Origin of the sequence: Olavius algarvensis spirochete endosymbiont, from assembly GCA_900608495.1 — a bacterium.
Lineage (GTDB): Bacteria > Spirochaetota > Spirochaetia > DSM-2461 > DSM-2461 > UBA2779.
In genome coordinates this window covers 1-18,110 of the sequence record UWYT01000160.1, presented here as the reverse complement: position 1 = coordinate 18,110, position 18,110 = coordinate 1, and the positions used below count along the sequence as shown (strand labels likewise).

Sequence of the window (18,110 nt, the reverse complement as noted above, 5' to 3'; positions counted from 1 at the left end):
GGCGGTGGTAATCCTGGTGGTTTGGGCGGTACAACTAGTTTTGGTTCGTATCTTCGCGCCCTGGGCGGTGGCAGTGGATCGGGTGCGAGTGGAGAGCCTACTCCTCCCGGGGACAGGCATCCTGGAGGAAGTGCAACTCTTTCAAGTGGTGGCGACGGCACAGGTGCAGGCGGCGTAATCGGATCGAGGAACGGTAAACGTTCCATCAAAACTTACAATGGATCCACCATATGGATGGGTGGTGGAGGCGCAGGGGGGCGATATATTATGAGCTTTGCAGGTGTGGATGGAGGCGGGGGTATAGATAATCGCGCTCCAATGGAGGGGACTGCAAATACCGGCGGCGGGGGCGCAGGAGGTCCTGTAGGTTATGCGGCCGCTGGTGGCACCGGTGTGGTCTACGTGAACTATTAGAATCACTAGATTCTTTTTCCATGCGAGCCCCGGATTTTCCCGGGGCTTTTTCATTGAGATGATGAGGATTCTCGCCTGAAGAACAAATTCTGAGAACTAGCGAATTTTCGGCCGCGCCGTTGATAACAGTTCCTCCAGGGTTTCGGCGGGCTTTGGAAATTTGGAAACCAGTATCATGGCGGCGATGATGTAAGGCTTGTAGCTTGCTTCCTTGTATAGAGCGGCGCGGTGTTCATCAAATACCTGGGGCGTAACCTCGCCCCGGGCACAGCTTACCCCACTGATGTCGGCCGGAAGACAGTGCATGTAGAGAGCCTTCTGCGTTTTGGCCATCAGCGCCTTGTTGCATTCCCAGTCCCTGTGTTCGGCATTTTGCCCCAGTAATTCTTTTTCCAGTGCCTTTATTCCGGCCGAATCGTTCTCGGCGTAGAGCTCGGTTCGCCTTTTCATGGCAGAATAGGGTGCCCAGGATTTGGGGTAGACTATGTGCGCACCTTCAAAGGCCGCTGCCATGGAGTTGCTTTTTGTGAAAGAACCCTCTCCATCGGCGGCATTTTTTGTGGCAATTTGCTCCACCTCGGCCATTACTTCATAGCCATCTGGGTGGGCAAGATGCACCTCCATGCCCAGGCGGGTGAAAAGAGCGATGATGCCCTGGGGCACCGACAAGGGCTTACCATAGGAGGGTGAGTAGGCCCAGGTCATGGCGATTTTCTTGCCCCTTAGCTTCTCGATGCCACCGAAGTATTCGATTAAATGGAGAGCATCGGCCATGGATTGGGTGGGGTGGTCCATGTCACACTGAAGATTCACCAGAGTGGGACGTTGTTCCAAAATTCCGTCTCTGTAGCCCTCTTCGACGGCTTTTGCCATTTCACGCATGTAGGCATTGCCCTTACCGATATACATATCGTCTCGGATTCCGATTACATCGGCCATGAAGCTTATCATGTTTGCGGTTTCGCGGACGGTTTCGCCATGGACGATTTGGCTTTTGCTTTCATCCAAATCTTGCACCTCAAGGCCAAGCATGTTGGCGGCACTGGCATAGCTGAAGCGGGTGCGGGTGGAATTGTCGCGAAATAGGCTTATGGCCAAGCCCGAATCGAACAATTTGGCGGAAATGTTTCTCTTTCGAAAGGCGCGAAGTGTTTGGGCTATCTTGAAAACGGACCGGATTCCCTCATCGCTCTTCTCCCAGCTTAAAAGGAAATCTTTCTGATACATTGCTTGAGTTTCAAGCTCGGCTAGTTCCGAGATAGCTGTGCTTAAATTCTTGTCCATCCTGTTCTCCGAATCTATATCTTACCGAGGGCCCGAAGGACATTCTCGGGGCTAAATGGCCACTTGCGAAGCCAGATTCCGCAAGCATCATGTATTGCGTTTGCCAGTGTGGGGGCAGCGCCGTTTACGGATATTTCCGCTATGGATTTGGCTCCAAAGGGGCCGTAGGGATCGTTTACCTCCACCAGTTCCGCCTTGAAATCATCCGGAACATCACCAATCATTGGCACGCCGTAACTTCTAAGATCGGTGTTTAGGCAGCAGCCATCTTCATCTAAGAGCAACTCCTCGTACATGGCATGGCCGATTGATTTTAGAACTCCACCGTAAATCTGCCCTTTTGCGTATCCGGGATTTATGGGCGTGCCGCAGTCCTGCAGGGCATAGTATTTCTGAATTCTCACCCGGCCCGTTAGAGTGTTTACAGCCACTTGAGCAAAGTGCGCACCGTATGGAAAGGAAGACTTTTTCGTAGTGAAGCTGGCGGTTGCCACAAGTTGACCACTCCCCTCTCCACCTTGGGTTTGCCAGGCGAGTTGTGCATAGCTGACTTCGCCGGCTTCACCAACCACTTTGCCTGGGAATTCCAATTGAAGCTTATTTGGACTGGTTTTCAGTATGACGGCCGCCTCTTTGAGAATCATCCTTGAGAGTAATTGGGCGGCGTTCCGAGCGGCACCGCCTGAAAAATAAGTGCCGCTGGATGCATATGCTCCGGTGTCAAACGGCGCGGCATCTGTGTCACCGGACTGAACTGCCACGCTGTCAATATCAGTTTTCAATACCTCGGCTACCATTTTCGCCGACACCGTATCTAATCCGCTACCCAGATCGGCTCCGCCCGATTGGACAACGAAGCTGCCATCGCCAAGCATTTTAACCGTGCAGTTGGCCTGATCAATACCAGGAAGGCCGGAGCCTTGCTGGATTATACACAGTCCCTTGCCTATTTTGATGTCCGGGTGGGTGGATTTTTCCTTCTTGTTCCAATTGATAAGCTTTGAACCCCGCGCCAACGCCTCGTCAAGGCCGCAACTGTCCACGGATTCAGGTTTGCCTTCCCTCCCCTCTCCGAGACATCGGAGGATTTCAAGCACCTCGCCTTTTCGAACCCGATTCTTCTCAACAAATTCATAGTGTTCGATGTTCAGTTTCTCGGCAAGTTCCTTCACCGCTACCTGCAGGGCGTAGTTAACCTTCGGAGCACCATAGCCCTGATAGGCGCCGGTGGGCGGTATGTTCGAGTAGTAGGAAGTGACGGTAAAACAAGCATTGTCGCAGAGGAAGAGAGGCAGACTTTTGGAAACGCCATTCATCGGCACGGTTAATGTGTGGGCGCCATAGGCACCCTGGTTGGATTCCACGTCCATTTGCATAGCGGTAAATTTGCCTTCCCTCGTTGCACCAAGTTTCACCCTGACTCTCATGGGTTTGCGGGTGCTGGAGGAGATAAATTCTTCCCTTCGGGTATATTGATGAAAAACCGGCCTGGCACTTGTATGGGCTGCCCATGCGGCAAGCTCATCCAGGAGTATGTCCTGTTTGGAGCCGTAACCACCGCCGACCCGTTCCTTGATAACTCTAATCTTGTTTTCGGAAACGCCAAGCTGACCGGCAACAATGCGTCTAAGATGATAGGGCACCTGTGTGGAAGCATGTATGGTAAGTCTGTCACCCTCGGGTTTGACATAAGTGGTGTGCAGTTCAAGTGGAGTGCATTGGATTTGCGTGGTTTGATAGGTTTTATCCAGAATTACATCAGCCTCCTCAAAGCCCTTTTCGACATCTCCTATACCGCCCTCCACATAGGAGGAGATGTTTTTTCTGGGATTGCCGCCTATGGGAAACTGATAGACGACGGGGGTTTCTTTCGGATTCGCCTCTCTGTTAAGCTCCTTCAGATTTTCCGGAGCGCCGTTGACATAGATGATTGGACCATCATGAACCAGAGCCGCTCCTTCGGCCTTCGCATCATCCCAATCCATGATGACGGGAAGAAGTTCGTATTCCACCTTGATTAGTTCGCAACCGCGAATCGCGGTTTCTTCATCTTCTGCCAGAACAGCGGCTACCCTATCACCATGGTGGCGTATCTTGGTATCGAGTAAAACCCTGTCGTAGGGTGAGGGCTCCGGGAAACCCTGACCCGCCTGACCGTATGGTTTATGCGGCACATTCTTATGTGTAAATACCGCTACGACTCCCGGAAGGGCCTCTGCGGCGCTAGTGTCGATCGATTTTATATTGGCATGAGCGTGGGGACTGCGTAAAACTTTCAATATGCATGCATCTTCTTCCACACGGTCTTCCACAAAAGCTCTTTCGCCCGCAACCAGTTTTGTTGCATCAATTTTACGATAGCTTTTCCCTACATAGCGGGAAGTGCCGCCGAAGCTGCCTGTCTTCGCTGGACTGTAAGCTTGATTCTTTTTCTTAGCTACCGCGATTCGAACCGCCTCGAAAAACTGTTCGTAACCAGTTGCGCGGTTGAACAGGCCCGAAAGAGCATCCTGCACATCGGCACGGCTGGGAGAGTCTATCCTCTCGATTAGATCGTGTATCATCAGAGCGGCGGCCGGTGCATTGTAACCTGACTGTACACAGCAAGCTTCTATCATTGCTTCTTGCACGGTTGAGAGGGCTCTTCCCTTTCGCAGTGAGTTGACGGTTTTAACTTCCCGCCCATCGAGCTGGGCTGCAATCATTAAATTCGCGCCGACAATCTTCCCATCCAGCAGTATCGTATCCGAACCGGCAAACCCAAATCCATCATCACTGTTTCTTACTGAGTTCACACCCAGTTGTTTCAGCAAGTTCTGGGCACTCAGGCCGCACCTGGCCTCGATTGTTCTTTCTCTTCCATCCAATATCAGATTGATTATCATGAAAGCTCCTCCAAACAGCGGACTATCGCATCAGCCACTACCACGGAATTAATGTAGGTTTTATATCCCACGCTTCCCAAGATGTCCGATTTGGGTTTTATAGAAGCCCCGATTGCTTTTTCCATGTCTTCACGGAACTTCAAGGTACCAGACTCCAGCCCCTGTTCCACTTCACGCAAACGAAGAGTCCTGGATGCCACACAGCCGAGAGTAACGCAGGCGCGCAGCGACTTGTTGTCATTTCGCCTCAGTGAGACAGCCGCGCTAACCACGGGGGGAGCAATGTGAGATCGGGACTCCTTTACCGCCACAATCGAATCAGGCTGCTCCGGGAGGCAGATATCGTATATCAGTTCCTTGTTACCCTGCTCCAGGTATTCTTCCACTTGCATCCTGCCATAAGCCGTGCCAAGGGTAGCTGATAGCGCGATTAAGGTTGGTATTATGTAGGAATCCGGGCAGGCGGCTCCTATATTGCCTCCAATGCTCGCCTGATTGCGAATACTGCGGGTTGGTATGAATGCAGCCGCTTCCTTTAGCGCGGAGGGAATCAACTCGCTGTCGACCACTTCCTGCAGAGTGGCCATTGCGCCAATGATTATCTCAACTCCTTCCTTGACGATTGTTTTTGATAAGGCATCATGAATGTCGATTACGATTTCCGGCGTTTTCCCGTATGGGGCCCCCCTGTTTATCTGAGTGCCGCCGGCAAGGAAAACGGCCTGTGAATGCGCCTTTTTCAAGGCGATTGCATCGGCTGCATCCGATGCCCTGTAATAATTTTGAATCATAGTTCAGACCTCCTATATAAACTGTTTACGGCCTCCGAAGCCTTGGCTACAAGTTCTTCTTCTGCGATTCCCACAAGGCGTCCCCTTTCCACCACCACTCTGCCATTCACGATTGTATAAGCGGTTTCATGATTGCAGCCGGCAAAAATCAGGGCGGCGGTCGGATCGCTGAGAGCTCCCACATAGGGGATGTCCATTACATCGAATATGGCAAGATCTGCGGCCCAGCCAGCCTCGATTCTTCCAATCTTCTCGAAACCCAGCAGACAGGCCCCATTCTCGCTTGCCATCTTCCATGCTTCCTTGGCATTCAGAGCGGAGGCACCCTTGGTGACCCGCTGGAGCAGCAGTGCCTGTCGAACCTCGCCGAGCATATCGGAACTGTCGTTAGATGCCGAACCATCTATGGAGATTGAAACATTGACGTTCTTATCGAGCATTTCCCGAACCCGACAAATCCCCGATCCGAGGCGCATATTCGAACTTGGGCAATGGGCAATATGTGTTCCGGTGTCTGCCAACCGATCTATCTCGGAATCATTGAAGAAAATACCGTGGGCAAACCAGACATCTTCGCCAACGAAGTTACAATCTTCCATTAGTTGCAGTGGTCGGCGTTTATAGATTTGCATGCAGTAATCGTTTTCGTCCTTCGTTTCAGCAAGATGAGTATGCATGCGAATCCCATATCTTCGCGCGAGGGTTGCGGTTTGCCTCATGAGTTCCTCGGAAACCGAGAAAGGGCTGCACGGAGCCAAGGCAACTTTGCGCATTGCATGGGGCTGACTGTCATGAAACGCCTTGATAACTCGCTCGCTATCGGCAAGTATAATCTCCTCGCTTTGCACTGTTGTATCGGGCGGTAGTCCGCCGTCCTTCTTGGAACGGCTCATGGAACCTCTAGTGGGGCAGAATCGGATGCCAACTCTGCTCGCTGCATCGAATTGAAGCGCCATAATATCCGCACCAATCCCCTCTGGGTATAGATAGTGATGATCGGAACTTGTGGTACAACCGGTTTTAAGCAGTTCAGCGCCGGCTAACGCCGTAGACCACCAAACTGTGTTTGCATCCATGTGCTTCCAGATATCGTATAAGTAAACCAGCCAGTCGAATAACTCGGCATTTTGGACAGCCGGAAGATTCCGAGTAAAGGTTTGGTAAAAATGGTGATGAGTATTTACCATTCCAGGAACCACCACCATTCCTGCAGCATTAATGGTTTTCACCTCAGATTCTGTCGGAGGGGAGAGATTGCTTCCCACTTCAAGAATCTGATTGTCCTCGATAAGTATATCGCAGTTCCTTATCTGCGGAGCATCGCTGCCCGGAAGAACCGACATGGCGTTTTTTATATGAATCATCTCTTTATCGACAGTACTTTTTGATTGAATTCTTCTATCATCTTATCCAATTTTTTCCTCGATTCATATATTTTATTCCAATAGTCCTTCTGATACCACTGCGCATTTATCTCATCATAGGTTTTCCCCTGTTGCTCCACCCAGGTATAGTACTTCAGATTGTGAATTCGCTTCTTATCCTGATAGCTTAGCTCATGTGTATGATCAATTCCCACACCGTTTAGCAACTGATAATCGGCAATGGCGTTCTCACGGGTGTAGATGCCCCGCTCCTGGCGAAGTTCTTTCAGGCGCGAAGAGTACATGGACTCTGAATCGGTGAATACGGTTATAACAACATCTTCCTCGTCAAGCTCGTAGTACTTTGCAAATTTGATGGCCGTGAGCAGGTTGCATATGCCGCTGATACCAAGTAAATCGATTCTATCCAGTGTGTCGGCAGGGACGTCCCTGGTGGACAGATATTCCCTGCCTGCCTCCTCGTTAAACAGCCTTAGGAGCCTAATTGTATGTTCGTCGTCTATAGCGATTACCATGTCGGTATCGCGCATATTATGCACCCAGGGTACGTGCTTGTCTCCAATTCCCTCGATGCGATGGGCTCCAAAACCATTGTTGGTAAGCGTTGGACATTGTAGGGCTTCGCTAACAGCAAGCTTAGAGCCGGGAAAAAGCTTCCTGATATAGGAAGCTGCGCCCAGAGTGCCCGCGGAACCTGAAGAGAGACAGATGCCCGCCATACGACTCTGCGGGCCAGCGAGCTGCTTGAAGAGCTTCTCCATTGCCACACCTGTAACTTCATGATGCCAGAGATGATTGGGCATTTGATCGAACTGATTGAAGATGAATACATTGGCGTCGCGCTCGGCCTTCAATTCATGGCATTTATCAAATATCTCCTTGACATTGCTTTCAGAACCAGGCGTAGCGATGGTTTCATCTGCCACTTCTTCCAGCCATTTAAAGCGTTCACGGGACATTTCCCGCGGCAGGATGGCAATGGATTTGCAGGCTAGCAGGCGTGATATATAAGCACCGCCACGGCAGTAGTTGCCGGTGGAGGGCCAAACGGCCATACTTGCCTCGGGGTTGAACTGGCCGCTAACTAAAGTTGGAGCCAGACAGCTAAAGGCAGCACCCACTTTATGGGCGCCCGTGGGGAAAAATTTTCCCGCCAACCCAATAATTCTCGCTCTAGTGCCGGAAAGTTCGAAGGGAATTATCAGATGGTTTATGCCGGTGAATCCGCCGCCAGACTCCACCGGTTCATTTTCCCAGTTAACCCTGAAGAGATTTCTCGAATGCACTTCATCACGCCCGATTTTTTTCAACTCCTGCTTGATACTTTCCGGAATCATGGTTGGATTGGCCATTTGTGCATAAGTAGGAAGTATAATTCCCTGCTTGGCGCAAATTTTAGCATTCTCTGCGATTTGGGGTTCATTTCTGCTCAAATTAATCACCGAGTTTCAGTTCCTCGACAAGCGACGCGATGGCATCGCCTATTAGATTCAAGGCTACGGTTTTGCGATACTTGGCCGTGGAGCGCTGATCGTCTATCGGCGTAATCATCGATGAGGCAAATTTTTTCGCTTCAGCAATGATTTCCTTCAATTTCGCTTCTTGAACAACTGGAAATCGACTCTGCAATAGACTTTCAATCTCATGTACTCGGATTACTCTGGGCCCAACGGCCCCAAAGGCAAAGGAACAACTCTCAACTCTGCCATCTTTGATTGACGCAGCAGCCGCAAGGGAAATTTTGGTTAAAGCGTTTGCTCGCCTGGTTCCCACTTTGCGCCAATAAGTCCAGTCCGGCAGAGGCGCCGGTATATGTATCGTGTGAATAATTTCATCTTCTTTGAGGCTGATTTCCCCGGGCCCCAGAATGAATTTCTCAATGGGAATCATGCGCTCGCCGCTTAGGGAAACTAAAATAATTTCCGCGCTTAGTGCGTAAAGGGCGGCAATACTGTCCCCTGCGGGCGATGCGTTTGCCAAATTGCCACCTATGGTAGCCCTGTTTCTGAGGGCCGGTGCTCCCACTTCGGCCGCAGCAGCTTTCAATACGCCTGGTATTGTTGCCAAAACCGCGGCATCAGGTACAACGCCTGAGGTAGCTCCCGTCCCAGTTCCGCCATTGACGGCGCCACGATCGCCTGCCAGGATTGATAAAGGCAAGGAGGCACCAATTTTCAAACCCCCATTGAACATGCGAATTGTATTGAATTCCGGAAGCGCATCCACAAAGAGTATGGGCGATTTGAAGGACGGCGCCATGCCATCTCTAGCCCGAAAACGAACCATTAAATCGGTGCCGCCGGCGAAGGGAATCGCATGTTTATCCGCACGTATTCTCAATGCCTCAGCAAGTGAAGTCGGCTTAAAGACTTCTACCATATGTTGGCCCCCCTCTCAGTTGCCAGTTGAACGGCATCGATAATCATATCGTAACCCGTACAACGACAGATATTTCCCGCCAGCGCCTCTCTAATCTCCACCTCCGTTGGTTTCCTGTTCGTGAATAGAAGTTCTGCTGCGGCCATCATCATTCCCGGTGTACAAAAACCGCACTGCGCACCATGGCATTCGGTGAAGCACTTTGCCAGAAGCTTTCCTGCCTCGGTTTCTGCCAGGCCTTCAGGTGTAAGAATATCGGCTTCATCAACCTGAGAAGCAGGTATCAGACAGCTATTCACAAGAACGCCGTTTAGCAATACTGCGCAAGCCCCGCACTCGCCCTCTCCACAACCTTCCTTTGCTCCCGTTAAACCAATATCCTCTCGTAGAACATCCAGCAGGCGATACATTGGATGCGGAATTTCTACTTCTCGTTCCAAACCATTGATACGAAGCCTTATCACAATCAAGCCTCCATTATTTCCATCAGGGTTTCTGGAACCAGAGGGATTGTCGTGCAAGCCTTTCCACAGGCCTGTTCAACAGCGGCCGCAAAGGCAGCATGGCCCCCATCATGCACCATCTCCCCCATACCCTTGGCTCCAAAGGCCCCGTAGAGATAGGGATTATCCACCGTTAGAGCCTCAGTCCTCGGAAAATCCACACTGGTGGGAACCATATAATCCGCCATCGTTATCTGTCTGAATTGCCCCTTGCTATCCACCTCCAATTTTTCCATAGCCCCATAGCCCAGAGCCTGGCTCATGCCACCTTGAATCTGGCCGTTAACAACCCGATGATCCACAGCCCGTCCAACATCAAAGACGGCCCATGCACCGATAACTTTGGTTTCCCAGGTTAAGAAATCTAATTCAACCTCGCAAACATTGACTCCCCATCCATAGGTGGCATAGGAATCACCACGTAGTCGCTCTTGATCCCAACTCATACCAGGCGGCATTTGATAGTTCTGTTCCACTACTTGTTCCTCACCCTCAACCCATATGGCTTTCAGTTCCTCAGCCGCCTTTTGCAGAAGATAGCCAACAATCATGATTGTTCGACTGGCCACCGTAGGGCCAGAATCAGGTACAAAATCAGTATCAGGATAATTGAATATAACCGTGTTGGGTTCAATACCGAGCACTCTGGCTACTACCTTTCTAAATGTAGTCTGCGGACCCTGACCGAAATCCACCGCAGCGCAAAGAATTTCAACTTTGTCATCACGGTGTTTTTTCAAAACCGCCTTGCCCTTGATTATCTTCTGCTCGCCATCGCCAGTAAAGCCGCAGCCATGGAGAATGAAGGACATGCCTATGCCCTGGCCTTTACCTCGGCCAAGTTTTATACGCTTGCCGGAGTAGCCGGATAAGCGTTCTGCTTCCGCAATTAGCTTGTCCAGTATAATCTCATCCCTGAAGATTCCACCGGTAACCGTAGTGTCACCCTTTTTCAGAAAATAATTCCTTTTGTAATCGAGCACCTCGCATCTGTTTCGTCTTGCGATTTCTTCCATATGCATCTCTATCCCAAAAAGGGATTGCGGTGCACCGAAGCCTCTGAAAGCTCCAGATGGAACCGTGTTAGTCGCTATGCCCCTCCCACGAATTCGGAAAACCGGTATTGCATAAACCCCAAGGGAGTGAAATACCGCCCTCATCAGCACTATCTTGGTGTAGGTTTCGTATGCACCGCCATCTAAATCAACGGTGGCATCAATGGCCAAAATCCTGCCTTCGCTGTCGAGGGCGCTGCGATAAACGCACCTGGAGGGATGGCGCTTACTTGTGAAGGCCATATCCTCCACTCTATCCATCAGCATTCTTATCGGCTTTCCGCTCACCCAGGATGCCACTGCCAGCGGGGCTCCCATAATCTCCGGGTAATCTTCCTTGCCACCGAAGCCGCCGCCTATCGTATCAGCAATCACCCTAATCTCATCGTGTTTCAAGCCCAACACGTGGCTAACCGCATGATGTACATAGTAAGGGCACTGCATCGAACCTCGGACACCACACTTGTTTCCAGTCCGCCAGGCAATCAAACCCTGCCCTTCCATATAGAACTGTTCCTGGAAGCCGGTTTCATAAACGCCCTCAACCACGCTTGCGGCACCGGCGAAAACCTCATCAACTTCGCCTTCGTCCAAATCCACCCTGCAGAAAATATTGTCCTCCCCATGAATGGCGCCGCCTTTTAGGGCCAGGGCCTCATCAATATTCTTGACTACCGGAGTCTCATCCACCTCCAGCTCGATCGCCCGAATTAATCGTTCAATTTCATAGGCATCAGGCCCTGCCACCAACGCGACAATCTGACCCGCATAGCGAATTTCATTTTCGGCAAAGCAGGGCATATCTCGTGAGGCTGCCATCGGAATTTCATTTTTTCCGCCCTGTGGGATATCGGCGGCACTAATTATATGATATCCAGGTGGACATTCTGGCAGCTGCAGACGGCGAATTTTACCCCTCGGATACGGTGAACGGTAGAAACGGCCCAGAAGCATATCCTTTGACAAACCCGACTCCGATCCAAGTGCCACAGCGCCATCAGGGCTCCGTCCGCCTTCAGTTCCATCGAATTGCAAATCGGCCACATAGAGTGCCGAACCATCAGCCTTCGCCATGCCATCGGGCCTGGGAATTGATTGACTTATCGACTTCACGATTACACTCCTTTTAACGCCGTAGCGATATCTTTCAGGCCATTACCGGTTAAGAGTAACACAACTAGATTGCCGGCCCTGGGGCCACTTCCAGAATCGATATCGGCCAAGAGACCCGCAAAAGCGGCAGCTGCTGCTGGTTCAGCGAAGAACCCGCTCGATTTGGAAAGCCGCCGCTGTGCAACAATAATAGCCTCGTCACTCACCGTAACGCAGCGCCCTCCATGCCTTTTCAGGCGATCCAGTGCAAAAATTCCCCCGCGGGGTACATCCACCGAAATAGAATCCGCAACGGTAGAGGCAGGACTAACCGGTCCAAATTCCCCCTTCTCATAAGCTCTTGAAATGGCCGCGCTGCCCTTGGCCTGAACACAGATCAACGTTGGCATCGTGTCTGCCAATCCCAGGGTTATCAAATCCTCAAAGCCTTTATACACTCCCGAGAGAATCACGCCGTCCCCTGTGGGCACATAAATCAAATCCGGAACTCTTTTCCCAAGTTGCAAAAAAATCTCCAGCGAAACTGTCTTCTTACCCTCCACAGTTAAGGGATTATGCGCTGTATTCCTAGATAAGCCACCCTGCTCCGTTGCATAGGCGAGAGACATATCGAAGGCAGTATCATAACTGCCGTTAACCCTGATAATTTTCGCTCCATACTGCAGCGCTTGAACCATCTTCGCCTCGGGTGCCGAGGTTGGCAAATAAAGCCTCACGTTAAGATTTCCCGCCGCGCCGACACCTGCCATCGAACTCCCGGCATTGCCTGTGGAAGCCACAATAACATCCTTAAGTCCATGTTTGACAGCAAAACCGGCTACCAAATAACTAGCCCGGTCTTTCAAGGATCCTGTCGGATTGGCCCCTTCATCCTTTAGAAACAGTCTATACAGCCCCAGTTCCTTTCGAAGCCGCTTAGGGGTCCATAGTGGAGTATTACCCACCGGGATTGAAGGTAAGAAAACTTTTTCAACCGGCAACAGCTCCCTAACATCAGGACAAGGCGTCGGCTTGCCAAGTTCAACGGCCGCCCAATCTCCAGGTGGATCGCCGGAAAGGCGAACCTCCAAGAGACCTCTCAGGGGTTCGTTTTCTTCCTGCATGGATGAGCAATTATCACAAAGATAACGACCTTCGACAATGGGATAGGAATTCCCACACTCGATGCAGGAATACTCGAAGTTCAACGGCTAGCCTTCACGCCTTCCAACGCATAAACCAAGCTTGCGTAAAATGCGCTGCATATTACCAAGTCCTCAATCCGGTTCACCTCGTTGGGGGCATGGGCCTCTTTCTCATCCCCGGGACCAAAACCAATTCCCGGGATGCCGTGTCTGCCGGACGCCGATACCAGATTCGTGCTGAAAACCCACTTGTCCACCGCCGGCGCCTTAGCAAATAAGCCTTTATAGGCCCGCACACCGGCCTGAACCAAAGGATGCCCCTCATTAGTTTTCCAAGTAGGAAAATAAAGTTCTTGTGAATACTTCGTTCCTCTCCAGCCGGTCTTGGCGTAGTCCGGCATCACACAGTCCACATTGTCCACGCCCAGCGCCTGCCCAACTTTTTCCTTAACTTGACCAATCGCCAACTCGGCATTCTCGCCCCAGGTAAGGCGTCGGTCCATATACAAACGCGCCACATCCGGAACTGCGCATTGGCTCGGCCCCTTAACATCGATTTGACTGACAACAATGCTCCCCTTTCCCAGAAAACCCTCCTCGTCCGGTTTCAATTCCTCATTCAACATCTCCATCGCGAGAGCCGCCCGCGCCGCCTTATATGCGGCCGAGTCACCTCGTTCAGGAGCAGAACCATGCGCGGAAATGCCCTTCAATTTCAATTCCATTTCCATCCTGCCCCTATGCCCACGTGCTAAACGGCAGCTGGTGGGTTCCGTAGAGAGAATGAAATCCGGCACCAAGTCCTCCTCCTCTATCAGGTATTTCCAACACATCCCATCGCAGTCCTCCTCCATTACCGTAAAGGCAAACCAAACCGTCCATTCATCGTCATAATTCAATTTCTTCAAAATCCTGCCCGCGCTCAGCATTGCGGCGGCCCCCCCCTTCTGATCCGACGAACCTCTGCCATACACCAAACCATCCCTGATATCACCACTGAAAGGATGTCGTTCCCATTGACTCAAATCACCAACTTCCACCGTATCAACGTGCGCATCTATCGCTAAAATCTTTCTTCCGCTTCCAATCCTCGCAAGTACCGATCCCAGTCCGTCAATTTTCACCTCATCAAAGTCCAAATCCTCACAGAGTGAAGCGATATGTTTACAAATTTCCTCTTCCTGTCCACTATACGATCTGATTCTCACCATATCTGAGAGAAACTTCGCGGTATCATCGCGATAGTTCTCCGCCATCTTCCAAATATCCTTTGCCCTTCTCTCAAAATTCATCTTCTCATCCTTACCAAAGGTGAACTCGTCTAAGGAACTATTTCTTCCATCCGCTTCCAGAGCAAGTCAGCCTGTTTCCTGGCCCCAGCAGCAATTTCCTCATCATCAATCTCAGCGCTGAATTTGCCATCTCTCAGCACTACGCAACCATTAACTATCACAGTCTGTACAATCCCCGAAGAAAGACCGAAAACAAAATGCCCCGCAAGGTTTTCGGCGCTGAGCGGGGTTGGAGGATTGTACTGGGCCACAACCAAATCTGCCATATATCCTGATTCCAGGCGCCCAAACCGAGCTCCAAAACAGCGCTCCAGAATTCGATTACCCGCCTGCAGGCCGGCCAAAAACTCGCCCGGCCACCACGGCCCGCCATCATCCTTGTGCTTAAAATATGCTGTTTGCAACTCGGCAAACATATCCGCCCCAATACCATCAGTACCCAAGGCAAGATTTCGCAATCTCGGAAGAAGCCTGTTATAGCCCACATTGTTGTTCATATTTGAACGAACGTTATGCACCAGGAAACTGTCTCGCTCATTGAGTAGATCAACTTCTTCCTCTATCAGATGCACTCCATGCACCAAAATCGTTTTCTCATCCAACAAGCCATGCCGATCCAGACGCCTTACAATGTCCTCTCCATAGACAATGTGGGACTGTGAAACATCATACCTGTCCTCGGCAACATGAAGATGCAAGCCTCTGCCTGTTTCGCGTATAACTCCGCCCATGCGCTCATAGGCCTCTTCGGGCAGTGTGCAGGGAGCATGTCCTCCAACATGTGCCTCAACCAGATGTGCTCCTGCATTCTTCTCTTGCTCAATATCTAAAGCAAAACGCCGATTCTCTTCAATCCCAGCATGCATCTCTTCTCGCCCATGCCTATCCGTTACCTCGTAGCAAGTGGCTCCTCTTACGCCAACAAACTCCATACCCCGTTTGATTACATCCAACGAACCTTCGATGAATGAGGGAGATGCATGGTGATCGATAATTGCAGTGGTGCCGCAGCGAATCGCATCCATAGACGCAACAAGCGTGCTGAAGTGAAGCGTATCCCTATCTATCGCCCTATCGAGGCGCCACCAGAGATTTTTGAGTATCGAGACAAAATCGTTCGTTGGCCCAATCGGAACCAAAATCCCCCGGCTTAGAGCCGAATAGATGTGGTGGTGGGAACAGACAATGCCCGGAAACACTATCTTCCCTCTACCATCGATTAGCTCACAGTCTTCATACTTGCGCGCTGTGCTCTGGGTCAACGAAGCGATCCTGTTGCCTTCGATAAGCACATCCATATTCTCTCGAATACGTGGTGGATCGAACTCAATCGCGCAGACTCCTTTAATAACTATTGCATTGTTTCTTGATGTTTTCTTGAACTTCATACTTCCTCAGAGTTCTTCAACACGCCCAAATAGCGATGGACGCTTCTCCAGCACCAACTCGAACAGTCGGAAAAATCTCTCCCCTCCCGTTGGAATTCCCTGGATACATCCGTCAATTATTGCACTTTCCCCCAATTTGCCATTCATACGCCAACACAGCTTGTCACCTCGCAAAAACCAGCCAGGATTACTGCTGTCATCGAAATCCTCTCTGGTATTGAAAATTGTCGGCTTATCCTTGTAGGGAACTCCTGTGGTCCAAGGGCAGAAGTGACCACAATTACCACATTCGTTGCAGTAGGCGTCAATATGAACTATCTGACCAGGATCGGTGAAAAGAGATTCTGCATTGATATCTATCGGGATTGATACATTGGCCCGATTCGGGCAGACATCCACGCATTTATCGCAGATATGGTTACATTCCAAACACCGTGCTCGCTCGATTTTGGCATAGGCCTCGGGGTTCTCCCTGTCGTGATGCCGTCCCAGATGGGTTGTAATCTCACCCTTCTTAATCCGAATCTCATCGCGGCGCTCATTCATCGGCCAGAACGGAACTTTCTCATTGTAGTGCCAGTTCGATTCGATACCCGCCATAATCGTGTCTGCCACTCGACGGCCTTCGGCGATGCAGTTCACAATCGTGGCCGCACCAGTTCGCCCATCCCCAGCCAAATAAACCCCTTCCTGCTCGGACATCTGATTTGCGTCGTGTAGCACTCGGCCACGCTCATCGGCCTCTAAACCGAGCTCCAGGTAATTATCCGTCTCAGGCATATCTCCAATCGCATATAATATAGTGCCAACCTCCCAGGTTTCGGTTCTATCCGTTGGCACCGGACGGCGTCTCCCGGATGCATCCTTCTCCCCAAGTTCCATCACCCTGGCACTAAGAGTTCCATCGGAATCAAAACGTTCGGGGTTACGCAGGAAGGCAAACTTCACCCCCTCCGCTAACGCATCCTCATATTCCTCTTGACTGGCCGGCATTTGTTCAAAAGCACGCCTGTAAAGAATCCAACTCTCTTTGACACCAGGCAGTCTCAGTGCTGAACGCGCTGAGTCCATCGAGGTATCACCAGCGCCCACTGTTACCACCCTTTCTCCCATATTTTTCGGGAAAATTCCGTGGTTGAAGTCATAAAGGAACTTAATGGAAGGAATGATATTGGGATTGTCGCCCTTCACAGGTAAGTTAGGGCTCTTCCAGGTGCCAATTCCCAAAATAACCTTGTCAAATCCCTGTGCTTTGAGATTCGCCACGCTCAGTTTTCTCTGATTGAACTTAAATTCCACTCCCATAGCAAGAATCACATTGATATCGCTTTCAATGGCCTCTCGACTAATGCGGAAATGGGGAACCACGTAGCGTACAACTCCCCCAGCGTCGCTCTCCCGTTCAAACACCGTAACTTTTATTCCCGCCCGTGCGAGAAAGAAAGCCGCGCTAAGACCCGCAGGCCCGGCGCCGACAACCGCCAATTGGGGAGTATTTCTCTTCTTGGCGGCCTTCCAGCGAGTACGCCATTCTTCCATACCCTTTTCCACCGCCATCAACTTGATTTCCCGAATATTGACCGCACCCTCATAATCCAAACGCGTACAACGAATCTGACACTGATGATCGCATATCGATCCCGTGATAGACGGCAGGGCATTGCGCTCGTAGATAAGTTCGAGGGCATCGGCATAGCGTTTCTCGCCCACCAGCCTGATATACTCCGGTATATGCTGTTCAATTGCGCAGGCGCTTACACAGGGCGCCACATAGCAGTCGCTTCCCGGTAAAACTCCCTCGTGCTGAACTACATCTTCTCCTCTAAATGCCTTTAATGAGCTTTTCTCCCACCTGGCACGCTCTGCCAACTGAGTCAACGCGGACACATCAATACTTGGCAAATCCCATCCAGACGCATCCTCCAAAAACTTGACAATTTGCTTCTGACGACTATATCCACCCGGCTTGAGCATATCGGAGCAGAGCGTGAGTGGTCTAATCCCCGTTGCCAGAAGATCTTTCGCGGTGTACGCCGAGACGCCGCCGGAATAGGAAATGGGAATGAGTCCATCGAACTCATTGGAAATCATCGCGGCAACCGCCACCGTGATGGGGTAGAGCGCCCTGCCGGACATGTACATTTCCTCTCCGGGAAGTTCCTCTCTGTTGTTAACCGAGGCCAAAGTGTTAGTTAGCTTCACCCCAAAACGCCGATTCTTCTCCCGCGCCAAAGCCATCAGGCGGCCGAGCATCACTTTTCCATTTTTCCACTGCAAATCGTGAGTAAAGGATTCCCGATTCATTTTGACGTTCTTGAATCCAAGTCCATCCAAAATTTCTCTCACCTTATCGTAGCCCAGCAAGGTGGGATTGAGTTTCACATAGGTATCCAGCCCCTTCTCTTCAATCATATAGCTGCAAATCGATTCAATCTCGGCTGGAAGACAGCCGTGCATCGTGGAAATCGAAACACTCTGAACAATCTCACTCGGAATC

The 18,110-nt window shown here is 50.9% G+C and carries 12 protein-coding genes and 1 pseudogene; 1 reads left to right on the top strand and 12 read right to left on the bottom strand.

Going from position 1 to position 18,110, the window contains the following annotated elements; genetic code table 11:
* Window positions 1–414 (top strand): annotated as a pseudogene (locus S1OALGB6SA_RS10145) (hypothetical protein); the annotation flags it as partial.
* Between the two features lie 96 nt (window positions 415–510).
* Here the strand turns inward: S1OALGB6SA_RS10145 and ygeW are convergent.
* The 12 genes from ygeW to ygfK all read right to left on the bottom strand — a co-directional run.
* The gene (gene ygeW / locus S1OALGB6SA_RS04070; RefSeq protein ID WP_037564250.1) at window positions 511–1,698 is read right to left on the bottom strand and encodes a knotted carbamoyltransferase YgeW; all 1,188 of its coding nucleotides are present in this window, start codon (window positions 1,696–1,698) and stop codon (window positions 511–513) included.
* 14 nt (window positions 1,699–1,712) lie between these two features.
* Window positions 1,713–4,583, bottom strand: coding sequence for a molybdopterin-dependent oxidoreductase Mo/Fe-S-binding subunit (locus S1OALGB6SA_RS04065; RefSeq protein ID WP_124032644.1), 2,871 nt, complete (start codon window positions 4,581–4,583; stop codon window positions 1,713–1,715).
* Window positions 4,580–5,374, bottom strand: coding sequence for an FAD binding domain-containing protein (locus tag S1OALGB6SA_RS04060; protein WP_037564246.1), 795 nt, complete (start codon window positions 5,372–5,374; stop codon window positions 4,580–4,582). Before S1OALGB6SA_RS04060 ends, S1OALGB6SA_RS04065 begins: the two co-directional genes overlap by 4 nt.
* On the bottom strand, window positions 5,371–6,738 hold the full coding sequence (locus S1OALGB6SA_RS04055) for an 8-oxoguanine deaminase (protein ID WP_124032643.1): 1,368 nt from the start codon (window positions 6,736–6,738) through the stop codon (window positions 5,371–5,373). The genes S1OALGB6SA_RS04060 and S1OALGB6SA_RS04055 overlap by 4 nt, the downstream gene beginning before the upstream one ends.
* Window positions 6,735–8,201 carry a pyridoxal-phosphate dependent enzyme gene (locus S1OALGB6SA_RS04050; RefSeq protein ID WP_037564240.1) on the bottom strand — a complete coding sequence of 489 codons (1,467 nt, stop codon included), beginning with the start codon at window positions 8,199–8,201 and terminating at the stop codon, window positions 6,735–6,737. The genes S1OALGB6SA_RS04055 and S1OALGB6SA_RS04050 overlap by 4 nt, the downstream gene beginning before the upstream one ends.
* Entirely contained in the window at window positions 8,194–9,138 is a 945-nt protein-coding gene (locus S1OALGB6SA_RS04045) for an FAD binding domain-containing protein (RefSeq protein WP_037564237.1), read from the bottom strand. Before S1OALGB6SA_RS04045 ends, S1OALGB6SA_RS04050 begins: the two co-directional genes overlap by 8 nt.
* Window positions 9,132–9,602 carry a (2Fe-2S)-binding protein gene (locus S1OALGB6SA_RS04040; protein ID WP_306766983.1) on the bottom strand — a complete coding sequence of 157 codons (471 nt, stop codon included), beginning with the start codon at window positions 9,600–9,602 and terminating at the stop codon, window positions 9,132–9,134. The genes S1OALGB6SA_RS04045 and S1OALGB6SA_RS04040 overlap by 7 nt, the downstream gene beginning before the upstream one ends.
* Window positions 9,603–9,604: 2 nt before the next feature.
* The gene (locus tag S1OALGB6SA_RS04035; protein ID WP_124032642.1) at window positions 9,605–11,809 is read right to left on the bottom strand and encodes a xanthine dehydrogenase family protein molybdopterin-binding subunit; all 2,205 of its coding nucleotides are present in this window, start codon (window positions 11,807–11,809) and stop codon (window positions 9,605–9,607) included.
* Between the two features lie 2 nt (window positions 11,810–11,811).
* Complete coding sequence (locus S1OALGB6SA_RS04030; protein ID WP_124032641.1) at window positions 11,812–12,996, bottom strand: threonine synthase; 1,185 nt, start codon at window positions 12,994–12,996, stop codon at window positions 11,812–11,814.
* The gene (locus S1OALGB6SA_RS04025) at window positions 12,993–14,225 is read right to left on the bottom strand and encodes a YgeY family selenium metabolism-linked hydrolase (protein ID WP_124032640.1); all 1,233 of its coding nucleotides are present in this window, start codon (window positions 14,223–14,225) and stop codon (window positions 12,993–12,995) included. The genes S1OALGB6SA_RS04030 and S1OALGB6SA_RS04025 overlap by 4 nt, the downstream gene beginning before the upstream one ends.
* 29 nt (window positions 14,226–14,254) lie before the next feature.
* The gene (gene ssnA, locus S1OALGB6SA_RS04020; protein ID WP_124032639.1) at window positions 14,255–15,613 is read right to left on the bottom strand and encodes a putative aminohydrolase SsnA; all 1,359 of its coding nucleotides are present in this window, start codon (window positions 15,611–15,613) and stop codon (window positions 14,255–14,257) included.
* A gap of 6 nt (window positions 15,614–15,619) precedes the next feature.
* On the bottom strand, window positions 15,620–18,110 hold a 2,491-nt coding region (gene ygfK, locus S1OALGB6SA_RS04015; protein ID WP_124032638.1), incomplete at its 5' end, for a putative selenate reductase subunit YgfK.